Genomic DNA, 21,031 nt, shown 5'->3' with positions numbered 1-21,031 from the left:
ACGGCGGCCGTCCGCCGTCTTTGTCCGGCGCGCCATGGGCTCAGAGGTTCCCGAGCGGTTCGATGTCGACCTTCACCGGCGTGCCCCACACGCGCAGCACCTCGTAGTCGGTGAACTCGTGCACGAGCCGGTAGGCCATCGCGGGCCGGGAGCCGCGCCGCTGGGCGGCGATGAACAGCTCCGCCTCCCGGCGGTCGCGGCGCGGGGTGCCGCACAGCTGCCACTCCTGCCCGTTCCACAGCTCCGGCAGCCAGCGCTGCTGCGGCTGCGGCCGGTCGGCACGCACCCCGTAGCGGGACGGGCCGGTGGCGGGCCGCGGGTCGGCGGCGGGGCCGTTGATCTCGGAGCGGCGGGCGGCCCGGCGCCGGGTCTCGCACAGCAGGCACAGGTCGGGGGCGGCGGTGTCGACGGGACCGTTCGGGTGCTCGGCGCACCGGGTGCTGGGCGCGGCCGTGGTGACGCTCTCCTCCAGCAGGTCCAGGGCGCGCCGCAGATCCGCCCTGACCTCGTGCAGCCGGGCGTCGGGCGTGTCGGCGTTGAGGGCCTCCCCGTGCTCGCCGAGCAGGCGGAGAGCACGACCGAGAGCCGTGAGCTGGGCGTGATTCATGTCGGTCGGCGTAGTCCTTGGGCTTCTCGGTGTCGAGCGTGATGCCGACGGGGAGGGATGGTCGACGGTCACTCCCCAGGGTACGAGGAGGTCCCCCGGTGGGGACCGTCCTCGCGCGGGAGGGCTGGGCAGCGGTCCCGGCGGTGGGCCGGGGCGGCGGCCGGGGCGGTGGTCCGGGCTGGGGCCGGGTCGGAGACCGGGCTGCGATCCGGGCGGCGGCCGGGGCCGGGGCTGCGGCCGAGGCGGCGGCCCGGGCGGACGCAGGGGTGGTGGCCGGGGCGATGGTCCGGGCCGGCGTCAGGTCGGAGGCCTGGGGGTGGTCGGGGCGGTGGTCGGGTCGGCGGCCTGGGTGGCGGCCGCGGTGGCGGTCTGGGCGGACGCCGGGGTGGTCTGGGCGGTGGTCGGGTCGGCGGCCTGGGTGGTGGCCGAGGTGGCGGTCCGGGCGGACGCCGGGGTGGTCTGGGTGGTGGTCCCGCCGGAGGCTTGGGCGGTGGTCGGGGCGGAGGTCGGGTCGGCGGCCTGGGTGGCGGCCGCGGTGGCGGTCTGGGCGGACGCCGGGGTGGTCTGGGCGGTGGTCGGGTCGGCGGCCTGGGTGGTGGCCGAGGTGGCGGTCCGGGCGGACGCCGGGGTGGCCGGGGCGGCGGCCGGGTCGGTGGTCTGGATGGTGGTCCGGGCGGAGGTTGGGCCGGAGGTCTGGTCGGAGGCCGGGACCGTGGTCCGGTCGGAGGCCGGGACCGTGGTCCGGTCGGAGGTCTCGGCGGCGGCCGGGCCCGAGGCCTCCGTGGCGGTTCGGGCGGCGGCCGAGGTGGCGGTTCGGGTGAGGTGGGTGAGGCCGAAGAGGTAGGTCGCGGCGAAGCCGACCGCGTACCCCGTCAGCAGTCCGCCCGCGTAGATCGCCGCCGTGGCGGCCGGTCCCCTGTTCCCGGCCAGCAGCGGGAACAGGGCCCAGCCCGACGGGCCGATCGCCTTCGCGCCCACGTGGCCGCCGAGCATCGCGAAGCAGCCGATGAAGGCGCCGCCGGCCGCTCCGCCCGCGCAGGCGGTCAGGAAGGGGCGGCCCAGTGGCAGCGAGACGCCGTAGACCAGGGGTTCGCCGACGCCCAGCAGACCCGCCGGGAGTGCCGATCTGATCGTCGTACGGATGGAGGTGTCGTGGCGCAGGCGGACGTACACCGCCAGTGCCGCGCCCACCTGGCCCGCGCCCGCCATCGCCAGGATGGGCAGCAGGACGGTGCTGCCCTGCTGCTCGATGAGGGTGGTGTGGATGGGGATCAGCGCCTGGTGCAGGCCCAGCATGACCAGGGGCAGGAACAGACCGCCGAGGACCAGGCCCGCGAACGCCCCTGTGGTCGACAGCAGCCAGTTCGCGGCCGTGCCGATCGCCGTCGCGACCTGTCCGGCCGCGTACATCAGGCCGTACAGGGTGGCGAGGCCGGCGACCAGGACCGTGAGGGCCGGGGTGAGCAGGACGTCCAGGGCGTCCGGGACCCGGCCGCGGCACCACCTCTCGACGTACGTGCCCAGCAGGGCCGCCGCCAGTGCCCCCAGCACCCCGCCCTGACCGGGCGCGAGCGCCGTCCCGAACACCGTCACCTTCGCGACCCCCGGGTAGACCACCACGGCCGCCACCGCGCCGCCCAGGATCGGCGTCCCGCCGAACTCCTTCGCGGTGTTGTGGCCGACGAACACGGCGATCAGGGCCATGAACGCGGAGGCCACGGCCGACAGGGCGGGGGCGAGGCCGGGCAGGAGGCCGTTGTTCACCAGGAGCCCGGCCACGCCCGCGAGCACTCCGCAGCCGATCAGCGCCGGGATCAGCGGCACGAAGATGTCCGCCACCCGGCGCAGCACCGCCTTCGCGGGGGTGGCGGCGGGCCGCCGTTCCGCGGGCGGCGCGGTGCTCCGGGCCGCCGGGGTCCCGGCCGTTGCGCTCAGGTCCGTAGGGCCCTCGGCCGCCGTGCCCCGCACCAGCTCCTCGAACTCCGCCGTCACCCGCGCCACCGCCCCCGGCCCCAGGACGATCTGGTACGACGTGTCGTCGGCGACGACACCGAGGACACCCGGCAGGGCGCGCAGCGACCGCAGCGCCTCCTCGCCGATCCGCGTGGGATCGGCCAGCCCCAGTCGCAGCCGGGTCATGCAGTGGGCGACGGAGGTGACGTTGGCGGGGCCGCCGACCAGGGGGAGGATCGCGGCGGCGGTGGAAGCGGGATCGGTGCGCACCCGTCGAGCGTGCGGCTCAGTCCCCGGCGGCCGCCAGCGCGGCGCGCAGATGGCCGTGCGACTCCTCCAGAAGGCGGCCGGCCGTAGGCCCGTCCACCCCGGCCAGGATCGCCAGGATCGCGTGTTTCACCTCACCGCCGGTGGCCGTCAGCGCCTGCTCGATCTCCGGGTCGTCCGCGCCGGTGGCGAGCGCGACGATCCGGCGGGAGCGGGCGCGCAGCTTCTCGTTCGAGGCGCGGACGTCGACCATCAGGTTCCCGTACGTCTTGCCCAGCCGGATCATCGTGATCGTCGAGATCATGTTGAGCACCAGCTTCTGCGCGGTGCCCGCCTTCAGCCGGGTGGAGCCGGTGAGCAGTTCGGGCCCGACGACGATCTCGATGCCGTGCTCGGCGGCGCGGGCCAGCGCGCTGCCCGCGTTGCAGGCGAGCCCGATCGTCAGCGCGCCGCGCGCCCGGGCGTGCTCCACGGCGCCGATCGCGTACGGGGTGCGCCCGGAGGCCGAGACGCCGACCACCGTGTCGCCGGCGGTCAGGGCGAGGGCGTCGAGGTCGGCCCGGGCCAGCTCCCGGGAGTCCTCCGCGCCCTCGACCGAGGTGACCAGGGCGTCGGGGCCGCCCGCGATCAGGCCGACGACCTGGCCGGGCCGGGTGTCGAAGGTGGGCGGGCACTCGGAGGCGTCCAGCACGCCGAGCCGGCCGGCCGTCCCCGCCCCGGCGTAGACCAGACGCCCGCCCCGGGCCATCCGCTCCGCCACGGCGTCGATCGCGGCGGCGATCTGGGGCAGCCGGGCGGCGACCGCGGCGGGTACGGAGGTGTCCTCGCCGTTCATGAGCCGGGCGAGGTCGAGGGTGGGCAGCCGGTCGATGTCGGCGAGCTCCGGACGGAACGCCTCGGTGGTGAGGGTCTCCAGTTCGGAGCGGAGGTCGTGCTGAGGAGACGTGGAGGTCATGGCTGTGGCTCTTTCGTGTCCTGCGGGTCGACGGTCGATCGGTCCTGCGCGTCGTGGACGGTCCCGCCGGGCCCGCGTCGCCGCGGGCGGGGCGGCCGCCGTGGCTGGTGCCGCGGCAGGCGAGGTTCGCCCCGTCGCGACGCCCGGCACGCTTCCCCACGCTCGGCTTCGCTCGCGCGGGCGGTGCCCCCACCGCCGCACCGGCCGAAAGCCCGAGTACGTCCAGTACGAGGACTTCCGGCCGGCACGCCGAGAGCACGCTCCCCCACGACGCCGCTCCTTGACGGGCAAACGTTGCCTGCCGCGGCACCAGGTCTACCGATGCCGGTGGGCCAGCGCCTCGTACGACGCGGCCAGCGCCGGACCCGCCGTGTCGTACGTCCGCTGCGCCACCCCCACGAACAGGCAGTCCACCACCAGCAGTTGGCTGGTGCGGGAGGACATCGCCGCGGGCCGCAGTTCACTCTCCCGGGCCGTGGACGTGGTCAGTACGTGATCGGCGTACTGGGTGACCGCGCCGGCGGGCCGTCCGGTGATCGCCACCGTCGTCGCCCCGCGCTCGAACGCGACCCGCAGCGGCTCGATGACGTCGCCCGTGGACCCGGAGTGCGTGATCGCGATCGCCACGTCCCCGGCGCGCAGCTGCACCGCGTTGGTGACGGCGAGATGCGGGTCGCTGTGCGCGTGCGCTATCAGCCCTATGCGCAGCAGCTTCTGGGCGAGGTCCTGGGCGACCAGGCCGGACGCCCCGATGCCGTACACGTCGACGCGGCGGGCGGTGGCGACCGCGGCGACCGCCGCGCCGAGCTGTACGGTGTCGAGCCCGGCCGCGGTGTCGGCGAGGGTCTGCTGCTCGTCGTAGGCGAGCTTGGCCACCACGTCGGCGATCGGGTCGTCGACCGCGATGTCGGTGGTGATCGCGGGGGCCCGCCCCGACTGCTGCTGCGCGGCCAGGCCGGCGAGGGCGAGCCGCAGGTCGCGGTAGCCGGGGTAGCCGAGCAGCCGGGCGGTGCGCACCACGGTCGCCTCGCTGGTGCCGGTGAGTTCGGCCAGGCCGGTGACCGTGAGGGCCGCGCAGCCGGCCGGGTCGCCCGCGACGGCCTCGGCGACGCGCTGCATGGAGCGGGTCATCGACGGGGCGAGCGTGCGGACCTTGGCCGCGAGGGCGGCGGGGGCGGGCGGGCCGCCGGGTGAACCGGAGCTGCCGAAAATTTCCTTCACGTCCTGGGTCACCCTTGAAAGATATTTTCGGCTCGGTGCCTGGGTCAAGAGTGCGCACAATGGGTGCATGAACCCCATCAACCCCCTGGAGAAGGCGCTGCACGCCGCGCGCGCCCTGGTGCTCGCCGACCTGGTCGCGGGCCAGGTGGCGGAGGCGGACGTGGTCTCGCTGGTCGAGGACTCCGTGGTGCAGCGGCGCTGGTGGGTGGAGCAGTGGCCGGACGGCCTGGACTACGTGGCCGGGCTGGTCGCGCAGGACGTCCAGGACGCGCTGCTGGAGCGTTACGGCCGCTGGCCGCTGTGCCCGGTCTGCGGCTCCGGCGACCCGCACGCCCTGGACGTCGAACCGGAACTCGGACCCGACCCGCACTGGGTGTGCCACCAGGCGGGCGTGAAGGTCGCGCCGGTGGGTGCGCTCGGGTCGGCCACGGACGGGACGCCCTCGTCGTGAGGGACCGGACGAGGACATCCGCGGCGGTTCTCCCGGGCACGCGCGGGGCACGCCCGTGACGATCTACATCGATCCGCCCACCTGGCCCGGCCACGGCCGGGTGTGGTCGCACGTCGTCAGCGATGTCTCCTTCGACGAACTGCACCTGTTCGCCCATGGATTGGGCGTGCCGCGGCGGGCCTTCGAGCGGGACCACTACGACCTCCCCTCGCACCGCTACGCCGACGCGGTCGCCGCCGGCGCGGTCGAGGTCAGCAGCCGCGAGGTGGTGCGGCTGCTGCACTCCGCGGGACTGCGCCGGCCGAAGGGCCGCGCTCAGCGGCCCAGTTCGTAGGCGAGCTCCCCGTCGTCGGCGGGGTGCGGGGTGTCCGTGTCGACGCGGGTGAACCCGGCCCGGGACAGCACCGCCTGCGAAGGGGCGTTGCCCCGCTCGACGGTCGCGAACAGGGAGCGTACGTCGTCACGGGCCAGTGCCCACTCCGACAGCGCGCGCAGCGCCTCGGTGGCGTAGCCCCGGCCGCGCGCGCCCTCGACGAGGTCGTAGCCGATCTCCGCGCGTCCCTGCTCGTCGGGGGCGCCGTGGAAGCCCATGCCGCCGACCGCGCGGCCGTCCTCGGTGCGTACGAGGGCGAACACGCCCCACTCGGGCCGGTGCACCCCGGCCTCGTACGCCTTCACCAGCATCCCGGCGGCGTCCCGCGTCCCCTCGAACGGGCCGCCCTCGATCCACTCGAACCCGCCGTCGCCGCTCTGGCGCAGGTCGCGGGCGGCGGCGGGGGTGATGCCCTGGAGGGTGAGACGGCCGGCCGGGATCACGAGGTTGTTGCTCCAGCGCCAGTCGGTGACCGGGGCGCGCCCGGCCAGGTCGCCGCGGCCGGTGGCCCACAGAAGGGTGGCCCAGGGCGTCGGGCCCGGCCGGACCTGCGGGAAGATCCGGGTGAGCACGTCCTCGGCGAGGGCCGGGGAGGGCTCGTAGGCGATCCCGAGACCCTCGGCCATGTCGTGGGTGTGCAGCAGCACCTCGGTGACGCCCATCGCGGCGAAGCCCTCGCGGTTCGCGCTGCGGAACGGGAACGGGTGGAAGGCGCGGACCTCACGCGGGGTGGTGCGCAGGGTGGCGACGAGCAGGGCGCCGGTCGTCTCGACCACCTCCAGGACACCGGCGTTGTCCGCCGGGTCGAGTCCGTCGTCGCCGTCGCCGTCGAGGGTGATCTCGAAGGGGACGTACCTCTGCTGCGCCCGGCCCGCCAGCTGCCCGGCGTAGGCGAGGAGGGCGCCCGCCATGTGCGCGGCCGTCTCCCGGCAGTCCCACTCCAGCCCGCCGGCCTTCACCGTGGTCCAGTCCGTGTCCACGGCCTCGCCCAGCGCCGCGACACAGCCCGCGACGGCCTCTTCCACCTGTTCCCCGCCCCATGCATGCATGAGGGGCAGAGTAGGGGCGGGTCCGTCATCGGAGCGACAGCATTTCCAGCTCCGAACGGAGGTTGTGGCGTGCCGTGGCCTCCCAGTGCTCCGCGGCGAGCGGGGTGCGGAACAGCCTGGGCAGGTCCAGGAGTTGACGCAGGATCGCCGACCGTCCGGCGCGGAAGGCGTCGTCGGGGACGAAGTGGTACTCCTGACGGACGGCGGCCGTGTAGGCGGCGTACGCGCCGGGCGCCCCGGCCAGCACCGCGAGGTCGGCGTCGCACAGCACCTGACCGTTGCGGTCGTCCTCGGCCGGGTCGTGGCCGACGGTCAGCCGGACCAGCCGGGCGACCTCGGCCGCGCGCGCGGCGCCGACGCCGGCCTCCGGGAGCGCGCGTTCGGCGAGACGGGCCGAGCGCTCCTCGTTCTCCGACCGCTCCGGCAGGTAGACCGCGTCGTGGAACCAGGCGGCCAGCCGCACCGCGGCGGGGTCGTCCGCGTACTCCTCCAGCGTGTCGACGTGGTCCAGGACCGCGGTCAGATGGGCGACCGTGTGGTATTTGCGCTGCGGCTCCGACCAGCGGCGCAGCAGCTCGTCGGCGTACGGCCACGGGTCGGGGTGACTGGCGCCCTCGCGGGCCGCGAGCAGCGTGGGCAGCCAGCGGGAACGCAGGGCGTGCAGAGCGTCGGGAACGACGTGTTCGGCCATGTGGCCATTCTCCCGCCGGGGGCGTCTTCCCCCTAGCGTGGTGGTCATGACTGACTGGACATCCGACGAACGGGACCCCGAGCTGCCCGGGCGGCTCCTGAGGATCGAGCGGGACGCGCTGATCCCGCTGCTGCGGGCCAGGACGGACGACGACTTCGCGCTGCCCACCGAAGCGTGTCCGGGCTGGACGGTGCGTGATGTGCTGGCGCACGCCTCGGCCGCGCTGAGCCGGGTGGTGGAGGGCAGGTTCGGGAAGGGCGTCTTCTCGCCCGAGTCCAACGACCGCGACATCGCCGAGCGCGCCGGGTGGACGAACGCGCGGGTCGTCGACGAGCTGGAGCGCGGGATGACCGAGGCGGGGCCCGTGATCGCCCGGACCGACGGCGGGATCGACGGGATCGCGCTCGGGGTGGGGGTCCCCCCACGTCTTTGAGGCAGTGGGGGAGGGTGCATGCCGGGGACGTACGGGAGGCGCTCGGGGAGCCGGGGGCGTACGCCGGGGACGGACTGCCGTACGCGCTCACGCTCCTCGCCCGGATCAGCCGCGAGCGCGGCCGGCTGCCCCTGCACGCCGACCTCGACGACCGGGACGAACCGCTGGCCCTGGGCGACCACCTGGCCGGGCGTCCCCCGGCGCGCTACATCGGCGACGCCGCCACCCTCGTACGGCTGTACGCGGGGCGTCCGGTGCGGAGCGGCTCGTACGAACTGGCCGGTGCGCGGGAAGGGGAACTGAACCTCTTCGACTGACGGGCGTCGGCGCGGGCCGTGCGGCTCTCGCCGGTCCCGGGTCGGTGGGCGTACCCTGATATTGGACTAGACCTGTAGTCGCGCCGGGGGCCCGGGGAATCCGGGCAGCCCAAGAGAAGGGGACCTATGAGCACGCGTGCAGTCCTGGAGGTGATCGCCCTCGACGTCGTGGACGCGGTCGCCGCCCAGGCCGGAGGCGCCGACCGCCTCGAGCTGGTCACCGACATGGCCGCCGAGGGGCTCACCCCGTCGGTCAGGACCTTCGCCGGGATCCGGGACGCCGTCGACATCGGTCTGCGCGTGATGCTCAGGTTCGAGGCCGGCTTCACGGCGGGCGACCTCGACCGGCTGGTGCAGGCCGCCCGCGAGCTGCGGGCGGCCGGGGCCACCGAGTTCGTGCTCGGCTTCCTCGACGGGCACGGCGGCGTCGACCTGGACGCGGTCGAGCGGATCGTCGACGCACTCGAAGGCGCCCCCTGGACCTTCCACCGGGCCATCGACCGTGCCGCCGACCGGGACGCCCTGCGCAAGCAGCTCGACGGCCTGGCCGGACTGGACACCTACCTCACCGCCGGTTCGCCGAACGGCGTCGACGACGGTCTGCCCACGCTGCTGGCCGAGGCGGCCCGGCGCGGAGAGCCCGGCTACGAGCCGCGGATCCTCGTCGGCGGCGGGCTCCGGCTCGACCATGTGCCGACGCTGCTGGACGCGCGGATCGACGGCTTCCACATCGGCGGCGCGGCGCGGCCGGACGGCTGGTCGGGCCCGGTGTCGGCCACCGCGGTCGAGGAGTGGCGACGGGCGGTCGACGGGCAGTGAGACCGGCCGCGAGGCCGGGAGCGGGCGCCGGGTGAAGGCTTCCGGCCGTCTGGCGCCGGCTCCCTGACCCGGGCCGTCTGACCCGGGCCGTCCGGCGTCGATCCCGAGCGTCGACCGCCCGGTTCCGGCTCTTCGGCGCGGACCGCCGGGCGTCGACTGCCCGGCGCAGGCACTCCCTGGCGCGGACCGCCTGACTGCGACTTCCTGGCGTTGGCCGCTGGCCGCTGGCCGCTGGCCGCTGGCCGATGGCCGTTGGCCGCTGGTCGTTTGGCGCCGGTCATTCGGCGCGGGGCGGTGTGGCGTGGCGCGGCCGGGCGGCTGGTCGGGCCCGGTGTCGGCCACCGCGGTCGAGGAGCGGCGGCGGGCGGTCGACGGGAGTGAGACCCGGCGCGACGCCGGGATCGGCCGCCGGGTGACGGCCGGTACCCCTTGGTGGCGGCCACCCGGCGCCGATCGCCTGGCGCCGGCCGCTCGTGCAGGCCGCTCGGCGTCGTGCACCCGGCACGGGGGCGGGGTGGCGCGGCCGGACGGCTGGCCGGGTCAGGGGTCGGCCACCGCGGCCGGGCAGCGGCGGCGGCCGACGAGCCGGTCAGCCGGTCAGTTCGTCCGGCAGGGGTGCCGCGTGGGTGACGATCAGGCCCGACACCGCTCGGGTCAGCGCCACGTACAGGCGGCGCAGCCCGGTGCGTTCGTCCGGTTCGCCGTCCACCACGGCCCGCGGCTCGTCGAGGACCACGTAGTCGTACTCCAGGCCCTTGGCGAGCGAGGCCGGGACCAGGGTCAGCCGGGTCTGCCGGGTCGTCTCCTCGCCGGGCGCCAGATACGCGAGCCCGGCCGCCGTGAGTGCCTCGGCGAGCGCCGGGATCCGGGCGTCGGCCGCGATCAGGCCGGTCGAGCCCTCGTTGCCCAGCAACTCCGTGCAGGCCGCGACCACTTCGTCGGTCTCGGTGACCGGGCGCAGGTCGAAGAAGCCCGGGTTCTCCCGGACCGACGCGACCGGCGTCAGACCCGGGGCGATGTGCGGCAGCAGCCGGGAGGCGTAGGTGATGACGTCCGTCGGTACGCGGAAACCGGCGGTCAGTTCCTCGACCACACCGTCCGACTTCCCGAGGTGCGTCAGCGCCTCGTCCCAACTCCGGGTCGCCCACGGGGTGGTGCCCTGCGCCAGATCGCCGAGCACGGTCGCCGAACCGGTGGTGCAGCGCCGGCCCACCGCCCGGTACTGCATGGGCGAGAGGTCCTGCGCCTCGTCCAGCACCACATGCCCCAGGGAGTGCGTCCGCTGGATCAGGTCGGTCGCCTCGTCGATCAACACCGCGTCGGCCAGGGACCACTTGGCCGCCCTGACGCTCCGCGCGGGCTTCGCCCACAGGATCGCCTTCTGCTCCTCCTCGGTGAGGATCCCGGCCGCGTGCTCGGCGAGGAAGTCCACCTCGGCCAGCAGTCGCAGCACGAGCTTCGCCGGGTCGACGAGCGGCCAGAGCTCCTTCACCGCCGCCTTCACCGCGGTGTTGCGGGCCACCGCGTCCTGCACCCGGTCGTCCGGCGCCTCGCCCGACCGCTCCATCTGCACCAGCACCGCGTGCGCGACGCGCTGCGGCAGGGCCTCGCGGGCGGCGCCGTAACGCATGTCGCGCGCCAGCAACTCGCGGACGATGTCCTCCAGTTCGTACGCGGGCACGCGCCAGCGCCGGGAGCCGCGCACCACCACGACCGGCTCGGTGGGCAGCGTGACATGGGAGTACAGGGCCCGCCTGAGCACCTCGGCCATCCGGGCGTCGCCCTTGACGACCGCGGCCGTCGCGTCGTCCGTGCCCCGGATCTCCACCTGGCCCACCAGGTCGTCGACCGTGGCCTGCCGGACCGACAGCTCGCCCAGCGCGGGCAGCACCTGCTCGATGTAGTTCAGGAAGGACCGGTTCGGCCCGATGACCAGGGTGCCGGTGCGGGCGAGCCGCTCCCGGTGCGCGTACAGGAGGTAGGCGACCCGGTGCAGGCCGACGGCCGTCTTCCCGGTTCCCGGCCCGCCCTGCACACAGACCGTTCCGCCCAGCCCGCTGCGCACGATCTCGTCCTGCTCGGGCTGGATGGTGGCCACGATGTCCCGCATCGGACCGACACGCGGGCGCTCGATCTCCTGCTGGAGCAGCTTGCTGGTGCGCGCCGTCTCGGCGGGGTCCGAGAGGTGCTCGTCCTCGTACGCCGTGAGGTCGCCGCCCGTGTACCCGAAGCGACGGCGCAGCCCGACGTCCAGCGGGTCCTTCTTGGACGCCCGGTAGAACGGCTGCGAGACCGGCGCACGCCAGTCGATCACCATCGGGTCGCCGTCCCCGTCGTGCACGTGCCGGCGACCGATGTAGAACTGCTCGCCCTCCGCGCCCTCGGCCTGCTCGGCGCCGGGAGCGTGCAGGTAGTCGAGCCGGCCGAAGAACAGCGGGGTGTCGCTGAGGTCGGCCAGCGCCTTGATGCGGTCGTCGATCTGACGGGAGAGGACCTCGGCGTTGACCCAGTTCGCGGTGACGTCGCGGATGTCGAGTGACTCGACGTCCTCGCGCATCGCGCGCAGCGCGGCCCGGGACGAGGTGAGGTGGGCGCGCTCGCGGGAGAGGGGATCGTCGGCGGACGGCGTGGACAAGGGAGTGCCTCCGGGGCCTGCTGCGGGATGACGACTGGTGCGCCGCGGCCGATGGGCGGCCGCGGGGATGCCGCCCGGTTTCCGTCCGGCCGGCCGCGCTCCGCGAGGGAGGCGGGCAAGAGCGGAGATTGTAGGCGAGAGGGCGGTCCGGAAGCGAACGGTTTTCCACCCCGCGTCTCCCCCCGCGTCTCCCCTAAGGGACATCCCTTCCGTCCCGGAGGCGTTCGCTCGGCCCACGGGTGTACGTGGGGACGGTACGGGGTCGACCTCTCGTCCGATGCCGCTTTCGTCCGGGGAAGGCCACTATGGAGGTATGAGTGCAGCCATCGTCACCCCAGCACCGAATCGTCCCCCCGGGGCCACCCCGCTCACCGGGAGTCACCCGCACCGCCTCGGCGACGCCCTGCGCGCCGTGAAGGTGTTCCTGGGGGCGGCCTTCGACGTGGTCATCCTCGGGGAGTACGGCGAGGAGGCGGGCGTCCGCCACAAATGACACCCTAGGGTCACTGCGTGACCCGTCGATCACCCTCCGCGACCTCCCTTCTCCTGCTGGCGGTCTCCCTCGCCGCCTTCGTCGCCCTGTGCGTCGTGCAGCGCGCCCCGATGGCCGACGCGCTGGTCTACCGCGCCGAGGGCGCGGCCGTCCTGGACGGGGGCGGCGACCTCTACGGCTTCACCGTGACCCGGTGGCACCTCCCGGCCACCTACCCGCCCTTCGCGGCGCTGCTGTTCACCCCGGCTGCCTGGCTGCCCGTCCCCACCCTGAAGGCGGCCTTCCTCGCGGGCAACGCACTCCTGCTGGCCCGGCTGGTCCAGCTCTCCACCCGGCTCGCGGGCCGTCCGCTCGGATCCTCCGCCCTGTGCGCCGCCACGGCCCTGGCGCTCTGGCTGGAACCGGTCTTCCAGACCGTGCTGTTCGGCCAGGTCAACCTGGCCGTGACCGTCCTGGTGCTGTGGGACCTCACGCGCCCGCCGGGCGCCCCGGGCCGGGGTGTCGCCCTGGGGATCGCGGCGGGCGTCAAACTCACCCCCGCGCTCTTCGTCGTCCATCTGCTGCTGCGCGGCAGGCGCCGGGAGGCGGCCACCGCGACGGCCGCGTTCGGCGCCACCGTCCTGCTCGGCGCCCTCGCGCTGCCCGCCGCCAGCGCCGACTTCTGGACCCGCCGCCTCTACGACACCGGCCGCGTCGGCAAGCCGTGGATCGTCGACAACCAGTCCCTCCAGGGCCTCGCGGCCCGCCTCCTCGGCGACCCGACGCCCGGCCTCGCCTGGGCGCTCCCGGCGCTTGCCGTCGCCGTCTGCGGCCTGTGGCTCGCCGCGCGCGCCGCACGGGAGCGGCACGCGGTGCTGCTCACCGCGTTCACCGCGCTGCTGGTATCGCCGGTCAGCTGGTCCCATCACTGGGTGTGGTGCGTCCCGCTGATCGCCGTACTGCTGGCCGAAGGCCGTCTCCGTACGGCGCTGCTGACCACGGTGCTGTTCACCGCCCGCACGATGTGGCTGCTGCCGCACCAGGGCGACCTGGACCTGCGGCTGTCCTGGTGGCAGCAGCCGGCGGCGGCGCCGTACCCGCTGCTGGGCTGTGCGCTGCTGGCGGGCGCGGCCCTCTCCGGACGGCGGGCCGCCCGGGTCGCCGAAGACCTGCCGCGGCCCGGGACTGCGGCCCCGCCCGGGACTGCGGCCCCGCCCGGGACTGCGGCCCCGCCCGGGACGGCGGCCCCGCCCGGGACGGCGGTCCCGCCCGGGACGGCGGTCCCGCCCGGAGTCCCGGCGCGGCGGAGTCGCCCGTCCCCGGATCCGGACCCGGCGGGGCGCTCCCGTCAGCCCTCCGACAGCAGCTCGTCCGCGTCCACGATCCGGTAGGAGTACCCCTGCTCGGCCAGGAACCGCTGCCGGTGGGCCGCGAAGTCCTGGTCGATCGTGTCGCGGGCGACGACCGAGTAGAAGTGGGCCTGGTGGCCGTCGGCCTTGGGCCGCAGCACCCGGCCCAGCCGCTGGGCCTCCTCCTGCCGCGAGCCGAACGTGCCCGACACCTGGATGGCGACGGTCGCCTCCGGCAGGTCGATGGAGAAGTTGGCCACCTTCGACACCACCAGCACGCTGATCTCGCCCTCACGGAAGGCGTCGAAGAGCTTCTCGCGCTGGGCGTTCGACGTCTCGCCCTTGATCACCGGCGCGTTCAGGTGCTCGCCCAGCTCGTCGAGCTGGTCGATGTACTGGCCGATGACGAGGATCTGCTGGCCCGCGAAGCGCCGCACGATCGCCTCGGTCACCTTCCGCTTCGTCGCGGTCGTGGCGCAGAAGCGGTACTTCTCCTCGGTCTCGGCGGTCGCGTAGGCCAGCCGCTCGGAGTCGGTGAGGTTCACCCGGACCTCGACACAGTCCGCGGGCGCGATGTAGCCCTGCGCCTCGATCTCCTTCCACGGCGCGTCGAACCGCTTGGGCCCGATCAGCGAGAAGACGTCCGACTCGCGGCCGTCCTCGCGCACCAGGGTCGCGGTGAGCCCGAGCCGGCGCCGGGCCTGGAGGTCGGCGGTGAACTTGAAGACGGGCGCGGGCAGCAGATGCACCTCGTCGTAGACGATCAGCCCCCAGTCCCGGGAGTCGAACAGCTCCAGGTGCGGGTAGACGCCCTTCCGCCGGGTGGTGAGCACCTGGTACGTGGCGATGGTGACGGGCCGGATCTCCTTGCGCGTACCGCTGTACTCGCCGATCTCGTCCTCGGTGAGCGAGGTCCGCTTCACCAGCTCGTGCTTCCACTGCCGGGCGGAGACGGTGTTGGTGACCAGGATCAGCGTGGTCGACGCGGCCTGCGCCATCGCCCCGGCCCCGACCAGCGTCTTGCCCGCGCCGCACGGCAGCACGACGACACCGCTGCCGCCGTGCCAGAAGTTCTCCACGGCCTGCTTCTGGTACGGCCGCAGCGCCCACCCGTCCTCGGCCAGCTCGATCGGGTGCGCCTCGCCGTCGACGTACCCGGCGAGGTCCTCGGCAGGCCAGCCCAGCTTCAGCAGCGTCTGCTTGATCTGCCCCCGCTCGGAGGGGTGCACGACAACGGTGTCGGGGTCGATGCGGCTGCCCACGAGCGGCGCGATCCGCTTGGAGCGCAGCACCTCCTCCAGCACCGGCCGGTCGGTGGTGGTCAGGACCAGCCCGTGCGCCGGGTGCTTGGACAGCGTCAGCCGGCCGTAGCGGTCCATCGTCTCCGCGATGTCGACGAGCAGCGCGTGCGGCACGGGGTAACGGCTGTAGTGCACGAGCGCGTCCACGACCTGCTCGGCGTCATGGCCGGCGGCCCGCGCGTTCCACAGACCGAGCGGGGTCAGCCGGTAGGTGTGGATGTGCTCCGGCGCCCGCTCCAGCTCCGCGAACGGGGCGATGGCCCGGCGGCAGTCGTCGGCCTGCTCGTGGTCGACTTCGAGGAGCAGGGTCTTGTCGGACTGGACGATCAGCGGACCGTTCACTCGGGGCTGCCTTTCTGGATGGCGCGGCATGGCCAAACGTCCAGTGTGCCCTACCGGCCGTCGGCGCGGTCGGCCCCGGGACGAAGGTCCGCCGGCCCCCGGGGCACGGCCGACGGAGATGTCCGGACCGTTGTGAAAAGTGGTTTCTTCATTCTCCCGCGCAACCCTGTCCACCCGGCGGCTGTCTGACCAGGACGGAAGCGGCGCGGTCCGGGCGGCGCGGTGAGGAGCTCACGGAATGTCGGTACGCAGATGGGGCACCGGCGTGGGAGCCGCGGCGGTGCTGGTGGCGACGGGCTCGTGGGTCATGACGCGTCCGGCGGACATCGACACGCGGCTGTGGGACGAGGTGGGGCCCGTGATCGAGGCCCGGCTGGTGGCGCAGTCGCAGGGCAGCGGGTACGGGGAGAGCGTGCCCGAGCTGGAGGCGCGGTGGTTCTGCCGGGCGAGGGCGCTGGAGATGGAGCGCAGCGGGGACCGGATCCGGGCCGGTGTGGACACGCTGTGCAGGGAGTACGGGGTGCGCGACGGCGCTCTGGTGGAGTGCAGCGGCTCCCACGTCCCGCAGGTGGTCCGGCTGGAGCGGGAGACGGACGGCGGCTACCGCGTGCTGTCGCAGGAGGAACCGCCGGACGGCGCCGGGTACGGCGAGTGGGAAGCGGACCACTTCGGGTTCCACGCCCGGTCCGTGCTCGACGGCGCCGACCGGCCCTCGGCGCTGGAGGCCGCCGCCCGCAGACACTTCGGCCTGCCCGAGGGCACCCGCGTGGAGGACTGCTGACCGCGCCCCCGGGCGAGGACCGTCGGCGGGCCCGGGGGCGCGGTCCGTCGGCCGGATGGCGGGCAGGGGCTTTGGGCGAGGTCCGTCGGCCCGTCCGGGGGTGGAGGCTGTTGCCGGGGGCCGAGGGCGGGACCGCGTGCGAGGTCCGTCCGGCCCGGTCGTGGACGGGTACCTCTGCCGCGGGCCGGAGCCGTCGGCCGGATCACCGGATCGAGGTCCGTCGGCCGGACCGCAGGCGAGAACCGCTGTCCCGGACCGCGGGCGAGGCCGTCCGGCCGTGGCCGGGGCCTCTGCCCCGTACCGCCGGCCGGAGCCGTCGGGCCGGGGCGCCGGGCGGTCACCGCCGCGTCACTGCTGCTCGTCGGCGAGTTCCGCCACCCCCGTGATCCGGTGCAGCGGATACGTGCGGACCTCGTCGGCCGTGTGGTCGTACGCCGTGACGAAGCCGCCCTCGACCCGTACCGGCGCGATCACCCGCTGGCTCGCGGCGCCCTCGGCGTTGACGTAGCCGATCCACACGGCCTGGCCGGTGAGGACGGCGGCCTGCATGGTGGCCAGGGTCTCCGCGGAGCCGGTGCGCGGGAGCTCGCCGCCGGCCGGCGGGGCCGCGTCGTCGGCCGGGACCTTCCGCGGGGCCGTGGAGGCCAGGTCGCCCGCCCGGATCGCCCGGATCGCCGCCGTCAGCAGCGTCGGGTCGGGCACCGGCGGACCCTCGGGGACCGGCTCGGGGGCCGTGCGGGGCGGGGTGCGGTGGGCGTGCGCGCGGGCGATCAGTACGTCGCCCTCGGCGGACTCGGCGGCGGGCGCGTACCCCATCGCCCGCAGTCCCTCCAGCAGCGTCGCCGGGTCGGCCTCGGCGGCCAGCACGGTCGGCGCGAGACGGCGCAGCCGCAGGGCGGCGGCACGCCTGTCGGCGATGATCTCGTTCAGCAGGGCGTCGTCGTCGCAGCGCACGTACGCCGAGGCCGCACCGACCCGCAGATGACCGTGTCTGCGGGCGACGTCGTCGATCAGGTACGCGAGCGGCTGCGGGACCGGGGTACGGGAGTGGGTGGCGAGGAAGGCGTGCAGATCGCTCGCGGTCCGGCCGGCGTCCAGCGCGCGCCGTACCGAGCCCGGCGTGAACCGGTACACCGTCGCCCCGCCCTTCGACTCGACGTCCGCGAGCACGCCCAGCGTGTCGGCCAGCGGGCGGCGCAGCGGTCCGGGTGCCACCGCCGTGAGGTCGGCCTGGAGCAGCACGTGGTCCAGCGGCTCGGGCAGCAGCGGGGCGAGCAGCCGGGCCGCGGTCGCGGAGGCGACGGACTGGTCGGCGGGGGAGAGGGGTTCGAGGCGGGCGGCCCGGTGGTGCGGGAAGGGCAGCCTGCCGCCCGGCCCGGCGGGACCGTCGGCGTCGGCCGCCCTCGGCCCGGGCGCCCCCAGCAGCGCCCGCCCGTGCGCCGACAGCGCGCCCCGGCCGGTCACGCCCAGCGTCTCCGCCTCCGACAGCGTCCAGCGCACCAGCCGGGAGCGCAGGTCGTCGTCCTCGCTCCCGGGGGTCCCGGGGTTCCTGGGGTTCCCGGTCTCGCCGGGACGGGCGACGGCGCCGCCGCGGGCGCGCAGCGGACGTTCCCAGCGCAGCCGGGCGAGCACCACGTCGGCGGCCGGCGCGGTGCCCTCCGGGAGCCCGGCCAGCAGGGTCAGCACCCGGTGCCGCACCTCGGGCGCGGCGGACCGGTCGAGCCCGGGGCCCAGGGCCGACAGCGGCCGTTCCTTCGCGTCCCGGCCGCCGACCACGCCCGCCGTCCGGGTCGCGAGCAGCCAGACCTCGGCGAGCCGCGCCCAGCGCTCGGCCGGCGGCTGCTGGAGCCACTCGTCGTAGGCCGGGGTGGCCGCGTACCGTTCGTCGGCCTCGCCGTCGGAGGCCAGCAGCCCCGCCGCGTAGGCGAGTTCGACCCAGAACGCGGCCATGGGCTCGGACGCGTCCAGGGCGACCGCGGTCCGCTTCAGGTCGCGCACGCTCAGCCCGCCCGCCCGCAGCACGGCCGGCCCGCCCTCGTCCCAGTCCTTCAGCAGCTCCTCCACGGTCGCCAGCGCCGTGTACGCCTGGCCGGCCGCGGTCGAGTCCACCACCGCCGCGGTGTGCGTACCGGCCGGTTCGACGGCGGGCGGCACGGGCTCCGGGGCGCGGTGTGCCCGCCCGGCCCGCAGATGCAGGGCGACCTCGCGGGGCAGTACGACCGTGCCGGGCGCCGTCGGCAGCAGCAGCCCGCGGTCCAGCAGCCAGCGCAGCCGGGCCGCCGGGTCGGCCGTGACCTGCCCGTACGGCGGGCCCCACACCAGCCGGTCCAGGACGTCGAGCGAGTCGGCGGGGGCCTGGCCGAGCAGCGCGTCCATCCGGGCGCGGTCGGTGAACAGCGCCGTGAGCGCGGCGGCCGCGGACACGGCGTCGTGCGTCGACGCCAGCCCGGCGGTGCCGACGATCTCCTGGATCCGGCCGGGCGACATCCCGGCCGTCACCTCCTGCACCGTCGGGCCCAGGCCGGTCGGCGACGGGTGCTGCGGCGACGGCGCGAGCAGTTCGCGGGCGGTGCGCACCAGCCGCAGCCGGTCGTCGCCGCCCCACACCAGGGCCTGTTCGCGCAGTCCGGCCACGGCACCGGGCAGGGCCGCGGTGACGGCCGGGTCCCCGTCGTCGCCGCCCATCAGACCGAGCAGTTCGTCGTACGACGCCGGGTCCGCCGCGACCGCGAGCGCCTCCGCCGCCTGGAGGGTGAACCGGTCCAGCCGCTCCAGCGCGCGGACCACCGAGGCACGGGTGCCCGCCCTGGTCGCCAGCTGGGTGAGATCGGTGGGGACGGGGGTGATGAGGTCGGGGCGGCTGCGCAGGAGGGCGGCCAGGGAGTGGTCGTCCCTGGCGCGGAGCGCTTCCGCGAGGGAGCGGGGGGCGGGGTGGTCCGCGGTGCTCATCTGACCCACGGTAGCGGTTCCCCTTGGGCGGCCGACCCCCGCGCGGGCCTGTCGGCTCGGGCGCTCCCGGGGCCGCGCCCCGGCGACGGCGGTCGCGGCGGTCGGGGCGACCGCGCGAACCGCCGCGCGAACCGCCGCGCGGGCCGGGAGATGCCCCGGCCGTGCCGGGAGCGGTAACGTCTGCCACCACGGGGTCAGCCAACACATCCGCCCCGGAGGGGACTTCGTGGGGATCGAGAGCGACCAGGTCGTCTACGAGTATCTGAGCCGTGTCGGAGACGTGGCGCACCAGCGGCAGTTGCCGTCGTCCACGCGGATGCGGCTGGTGTCGGAGCTGCGCAACGAGATCGACCGGCGGCGCGCCAGGACGCCGGTGGACAGCCCGGCCGCCGTCCGCCGCATCCTGGACGGCCTCGGCAGTCCGGACGACGTCGTCGCGGCCGCCGCCGGCGGCGGGGGCGCCCCGCAGGCACCGGCCGCCGCCGTGCCCGTACAGCGCGACGCGACGCCGGAACCGCAGGACGGGCGTACCGGCCGACTGCGCCGTGCGGTCCCGCGCCCCAGGTCGGGGCGGACCTCCGGGACGGACGCGCCGCCGCCCTCGGACGCCGCGTCGCCCCCGCACCGCGCGCCCGCGCACGAGCTCGGCGACAGCGCGACCCAGCCCGACTGGTGGCGTACGGACAGCAGCCCCTTCGGCGTCGGCGACGAGGTGCCGGGGTTCGTCGGCGGGGTGGAGATCCCCGAGCTGCTCAAGCCGCCGCCGCGTAAGGACCTGAAGAACCTGAAGGACCCGGCGGCACCGGCGGACCGGGACGCGGAGACGGCGGCCGGCGTCCCGGACGAACCCGCCCCCGCCCGCCGCCGCCTGCCGTCCCTGGGCACCGGAAACTGGAGCAATCCGCTTCTGCTGGTCGCCGCGGGCGCGCTCGTCGTCGGCGCGGTGCTCGGCAACTGGTTCGCGCTGCTGCTCGGCTGGCTGATCGCCTACGCCTCGCGGCGGCTGACCCGGGCGGAGGCGAAGTGGGCGGTCGTGTGGCTGCCCGGCCTGGCGGTCACGTCCGGTCTGGTGTGGCTGTGGGGCAGGACCGACGGCCGGTGGGGGACCCCCATCGCCGACGGCCGGATGAACGACGCGGTCGCCCAGACCTGGCCCTGGGTGGTGCGGGGCGCGGCCGTCGCGTCGGCCCTGTTCCTGGTGTGGCGCTCCCAGCGCAGCCGCTGACCCGCCCCGGCCGCGGGGGCGGGGCGCCCGCCTCCGCCTCCGCCCCGCCCGCGGGCCGTCGGCCTGGGCACAATGGCCTGCATGGCCTCCATCACCGCTCCCGCGCTGACCGTCGGATTCGATCTCGACATGACGCTGATCGACTCCCGCCCCGGCATCCACGCCTGCTACAAGGCACTCACCGAGCGGACCGGGACGTACGTCGACGCGGACCTGGTGGTCACCAGGCTGGGGCCGCCGCTGGTGGAGGAACTGGCCAACTGGTTCCCGGCGGAGGAGGTGCCGGCCGCGGTGGAGCTGTACCGGGAGATGTATCCGGCCTTCGCCGTCGCCGCGACCTCCGCGATGCCGGGCGCCCGCGCCGCGATCGAGGCCGTACGGGCGGCCGGCGGGCGGACGATCGTCGTGACCGCGAAGTACGAGCCCAGCGCCAGGCTGCACCTGGAGCACCTGGGCATCGAACCCGACGAGGTGATCGGCGACCTGTGGGCCGAGGCCAAGGCGCAGGCGCTGCGCGCCCACGCGGCGGACGTCTACGTGGGCGACCACGTCGGGGACGTCCGCGGCGCGCGTACGGCCGGCACGCTGTCGGTGGCGGTCGTCACCGGGCCGTGCAGCGCGGCGGAACTGCGCACGGCCGGCGCGGACGTCGTCCTGCCGGACCTCCTGCACTTCCCGGGCTGGCTGGCGTCGTACCGTCCGGCGGCCCGCGCCTGACGGCGGTCTACCGTCCGGCGGCCCGTGTCTGACGGCGGTCTACCGTCCGGCGGCCCGTGTCTGACGGCGGTCTACCGTCCGGCGGCCCGTGTCTGACGGCGGTCTACCGTCCGGCGGCCCGTGC

The 21,031-nt window shown here is 75.3% G+C and carries 17 protein-coding genes and 1 pseudogene; 9 read left to right on the top strand and 9 right to left on the bottom strand.

Annotation, left to right across the window (positions count from 1 at the left end):
* Positions 1-40 precede the first annotated feature (40 nt).
* The 4 genes from ACWC24_RS10795 to ACWC24_RS10780 all read right to left on the bottom strand — a co-directional run bounded on the left by ACWC24_RS10795 (position 41) and on the right by ACWC24_RS10780 (position 5,015).
* Entirely contained in the window at positions 41-607 is a 567-nt protein-coding gene (locus ACWC24_RS10795; RefSeq protein ID WP_450662488.1) for a hypothetical protein, read from the bottom strand.
* A gap of 297 nt (positions 608-904) precedes the next feature.
* Positions 905-2,830 (bottom strand): PTS transporter subunit EIIC, encoded by a 1,926-nt coding sequence (locus tag ACWC24_RS10790; protein WP_450662487.1) that lies wholly within the window; start codon positions 2,828-2,830, stop codon positions 905-907.
* A 16-nt stretch (positions 2,831-2,846) separates the two neighbouring features.
* Positions 2,847-3,782, bottom strand: coding sequence for an N-acetylmuramic acid 6-phosphate etherase (gene murQ, locus ACWC24_RS10785; RefSeq protein WP_450662486.1), 936 nt, complete (start codon positions 3,780-3,782; stop codon positions 2,847-2,849).
* A 315-nt stretch (positions 3,783-4,097) separates the two neighbouring features.
* On the bottom strand, positions 4,098-5,015 hold the full coding sequence (locus ACWC24_RS10780; RefSeq protein ID WP_450662485.1) for a MurR/RpiR family transcriptional regulator: 918 nt from the start codon (positions 5,013-5,015) through the stop codon (positions 4,098-4,100).
* 55 nt (positions 5,016-5,070) lie between these two features.
* On the opposite strand from ACWC24_RS10780, the gene ACWC24_RS10775 reads away from it, so the two are divergent.
* Positions 5,071-5,454, top strand: a complete 384-nt coding sequence (locus ACWC24_RS10775) for a hypothetical protein (protein WP_450662484.1) — start codon at positions 5,071-5,073, stop codon at positions 5,452-5,454.
* Positions 5,455-5,509: 55 nt separating this feature from the next.
* Complete coding sequence (locus ACWC24_RS10770) at positions 5,510-5,788, top strand: DUF4031 domain-containing protein (protein ID WP_450662483.1); 279 nt, start codon at positions 5,510-5,512, stop codon at positions 5,786-5,788.
* On the opposite strand, the gene ACWC24_RS10765 is transcribed toward ACWC24_RS10770, so the two are convergent.
* The gene (locus tag ACWC24_RS10765) at positions 5,770-6,876 is read right to left on the bottom strand and encodes a GNAT family N-acetyltransferase (protein ID WP_450662482.1); all 1,107 of its coding nucleotides are present in this window, start codon (positions 6,874-6,876) and stop codon (positions 5,770-5,772) included. The genes ACWC24_RS10770 and ACWC24_RS10765 overlap by 19 nt on opposite strands.
* Before the next feature lie 25 nt (positions 6,877-6,901).
* Positions 6,902-7,567, bottom strand: a complete 666-nt coding sequence (locus ACWC24_RS10760) for an HD domain-containing protein (RefSeq protein WP_450662481.1) — start codon at positions 7,565-7,567, stop codon at positions 6,902-6,904.
* A gap of 46 nt (positions 7,568-7,613) precedes the next feature.
* Between ACWC24_RS10760 and ACWC24_RS10755 the strand changes: the two are divergent.
* Positions 7,614-8,317 (top strand): annotated as a pseudogene (locus ACWC24_RS10755) (maleylpyruvate isomerase family mycothiol-dependent enzyme).
* Between the two features lie 126 nt (positions 8,318-8,443).
* On the top strand, positions 8,444-9,136 hold the full coding sequence (locus ACWC24_RS10750) for a copper homeostasis protein CutC (protein ID WP_450662480.1): 693 nt from the start codon (positions 8,444-8,446) through the stop codon (positions 9,134-9,136).
* A gap of 589 nt (positions 9,137-9,725) precedes the next feature.
* Here ACWC24_RS10750 and ACWC24_RS10745 read toward each other — a convergent pair.
* Positions 9,726-11,771 carry a HelD family protein gene (locus tag ACWC24_RS10745; protein WP_450662479.1) on the bottom strand — a complete coding sequence of 682 codons (2,046 nt, stop codon included), beginning with the start codon at positions 11,769-11,771 and terminating at the stop codon, positions 9,726-9,728.
* Positions 11,772-12,084: 313 nt separating this feature from the next.
* Between ACWC24_RS10745 and ACWC24_RS10740 the strand changes: the two genes are divergently transcribed.
* Positions 12,085-12,264 carry a hypothetical protein gene (locus ACWC24_RS10740; protein WP_162469175.1) on the top strand — a complete coding sequence of 60 codons (180 nt, stop codon included), beginning with the start codon at positions 12,085-12,087 and terminating at the stop codon, positions 12,262-12,264.
* A gap of 17 nt (positions 12,265-12,281) precedes the next feature.
* Entirely contained in the window at positions 12,282-13,634 is a 1,353-nt protein-coding gene (locus ACWC24_RS10735) for a glycosyltransferase 87 family protein (RefSeq protein ID WP_450662478.1), read from the top strand.
* Here ACWC24_RS10735 and ACWC24_RS10730 read toward each other — a convergent pair.
* Entirely contained in the window at positions 13,592-15,235 is a 1,644-nt protein-coding gene (locus ACWC24_RS10730) for a DNA repair helicase XPB (protein ID WP_450662477.1), read from the bottom strand. The genes ACWC24_RS10735 and ACWC24_RS10730 overlap by 43 nt on opposite strands.
* A 238-nt stretch (positions 15,236-15,473) precedes the next feature.
* Here ACWC24_RS10730 and ACWC24_RS10725 point away from each other — a divergent pair, with 238 nt between their 5' ends.
* Entirely contained in the window at positions 15,474-16,016 is a 543-nt protein-coding gene (locus tag ACWC24_RS10725; RefSeq protein ID WP_450662476.1) for a hypothetical protein, read from the top strand.
* 348 nt (positions 16,017-16,364) lie between these two features.
* Here ACWC24_RS10725 and ACWC24_RS10720 read toward each other — a convergent pair whose 3' ends face one another.
* A complete protein-coding gene (locus ACWC24_RS10720; RefSeq protein WP_450662475.1) occupies positions 16,365-18,965 on the bottom strand; it encodes a helicase-associated domain-containing protein in 2,601 nt (866 codons plus the stop codon).
* A 226-nt stretch (positions 18,966-19,191) separates the two neighbouring features.
* Between ACWC24_RS10720 and ACWC24_RS10715 the strand changes: the two genes are divergently transcribed.
* On the top strand, positions 19,192-20,190 hold the full coding sequence (locus ACWC24_RS10715; protein WP_450662474.1) for a hypothetical protein: 999 nt from the start codon (positions 19,192-19,194) through the stop codon (positions 20,188-20,190).
* An 81-nt stretch (positions 20,191-20,271) separates the two neighbouring features.
* A complete protein-coding gene (locus ACWC24_RS10710) occupies positions 20,272-20,907 on the top strand; it encodes an HAD family hydrolase (RefSeq protein WP_450662473.1) in 636 nt (211 codons plus the stop codon).
* The last annotated feature ends 124 nt before the right edge of the window (positions 20,908-21,031 follow it).

Source organism: Streptomyces sp. NPDC001443, assembly GCF_053597355.1.
The sequence above is the reverse complement of the archived record's forward strand: the minus strand, read 5'-3'. Positions and strand labels throughout refer to the sequence as shown.

What these genes read in the sequence shown, in the direction of transcription:
- ACWC24_RS10725 (WP_450662476.1), top strand. Translation starts at nt 15,474, where the DNA reads ATGTCGGTACGCAGATGGGGCACCGGCGTGGGAGCCGCGGCGGTGCTG.
- ACWC24_RS10795 (WP_450662488.1), bottom strand. Translation starts at nt 607, where the DNA reads ATGAATCACGCCCAGCTCACGGCTCTCGGTCGTGCTCTCCGCCTGCTC.
- ACWC24_RS10765 (WP_450662482.1), bottom strand. Translation starts at nt 6,876, where the DNA reads ATGCATGCATGGGGCGGGGAACAGGTGGAAGAGGCCGTCGCGGGCTGT.
- ACWC24_RS10775 (WP_450662484.1), top strand. Translation starts at nt 5,071, where the DNA reads ATGAACCCCATCAACCCCCTGGAGAAGGCGCTGCACGCCGCGCGCGCC.
- murQ (WP_450662486.1), bottom strand. Translation starts at nt 3,782, where the DNA reads ATGACCTCCACGTCTCCTCAGCACGACCTCCGCTCCGAACTGGAGACC.
- ACWC24_RS10740 (WP_162469175.1), top strand. Translation starts at nt 12,085, where the DNA reads ATGAGTGCAGCCATCGTCACCCCAGCACCGAATCGTCCCCCCGGGGCC.
- ACWC24_RS10760 (WP_450662481.1), bottom strand. Translation starts at nt 7,567, where the DNA reads ATGGCCGAACACGTCGTTCCCGACGCTCTGCACGCCCTGCGTTCCCGC.
- ACWC24_RS10720 (WP_450662475.1), bottom strand. Translation starts at nt 18,965, where the DNA reads ATGAGCACCGCGGACCACCCCGCCCCCCGCTCCCTCGCGGAAGCGCTC.
- ACWC24_RS10710 (WP_450662473.1), top strand. Translation starts at nt 20,272, where the DNA reads ATGGCCTCCATCACCGCTCCCGCGCTGACCGTCGGATTCGATCTCGAC.
- ACWC24_RS10750 (WP_450662480.1), top strand. Translation starts at nt 8,444, where the DNA reads ATGAGCACGCGTGCAGTCCTGGAGGTGATCGCCCTCGACGTCGTGGAC.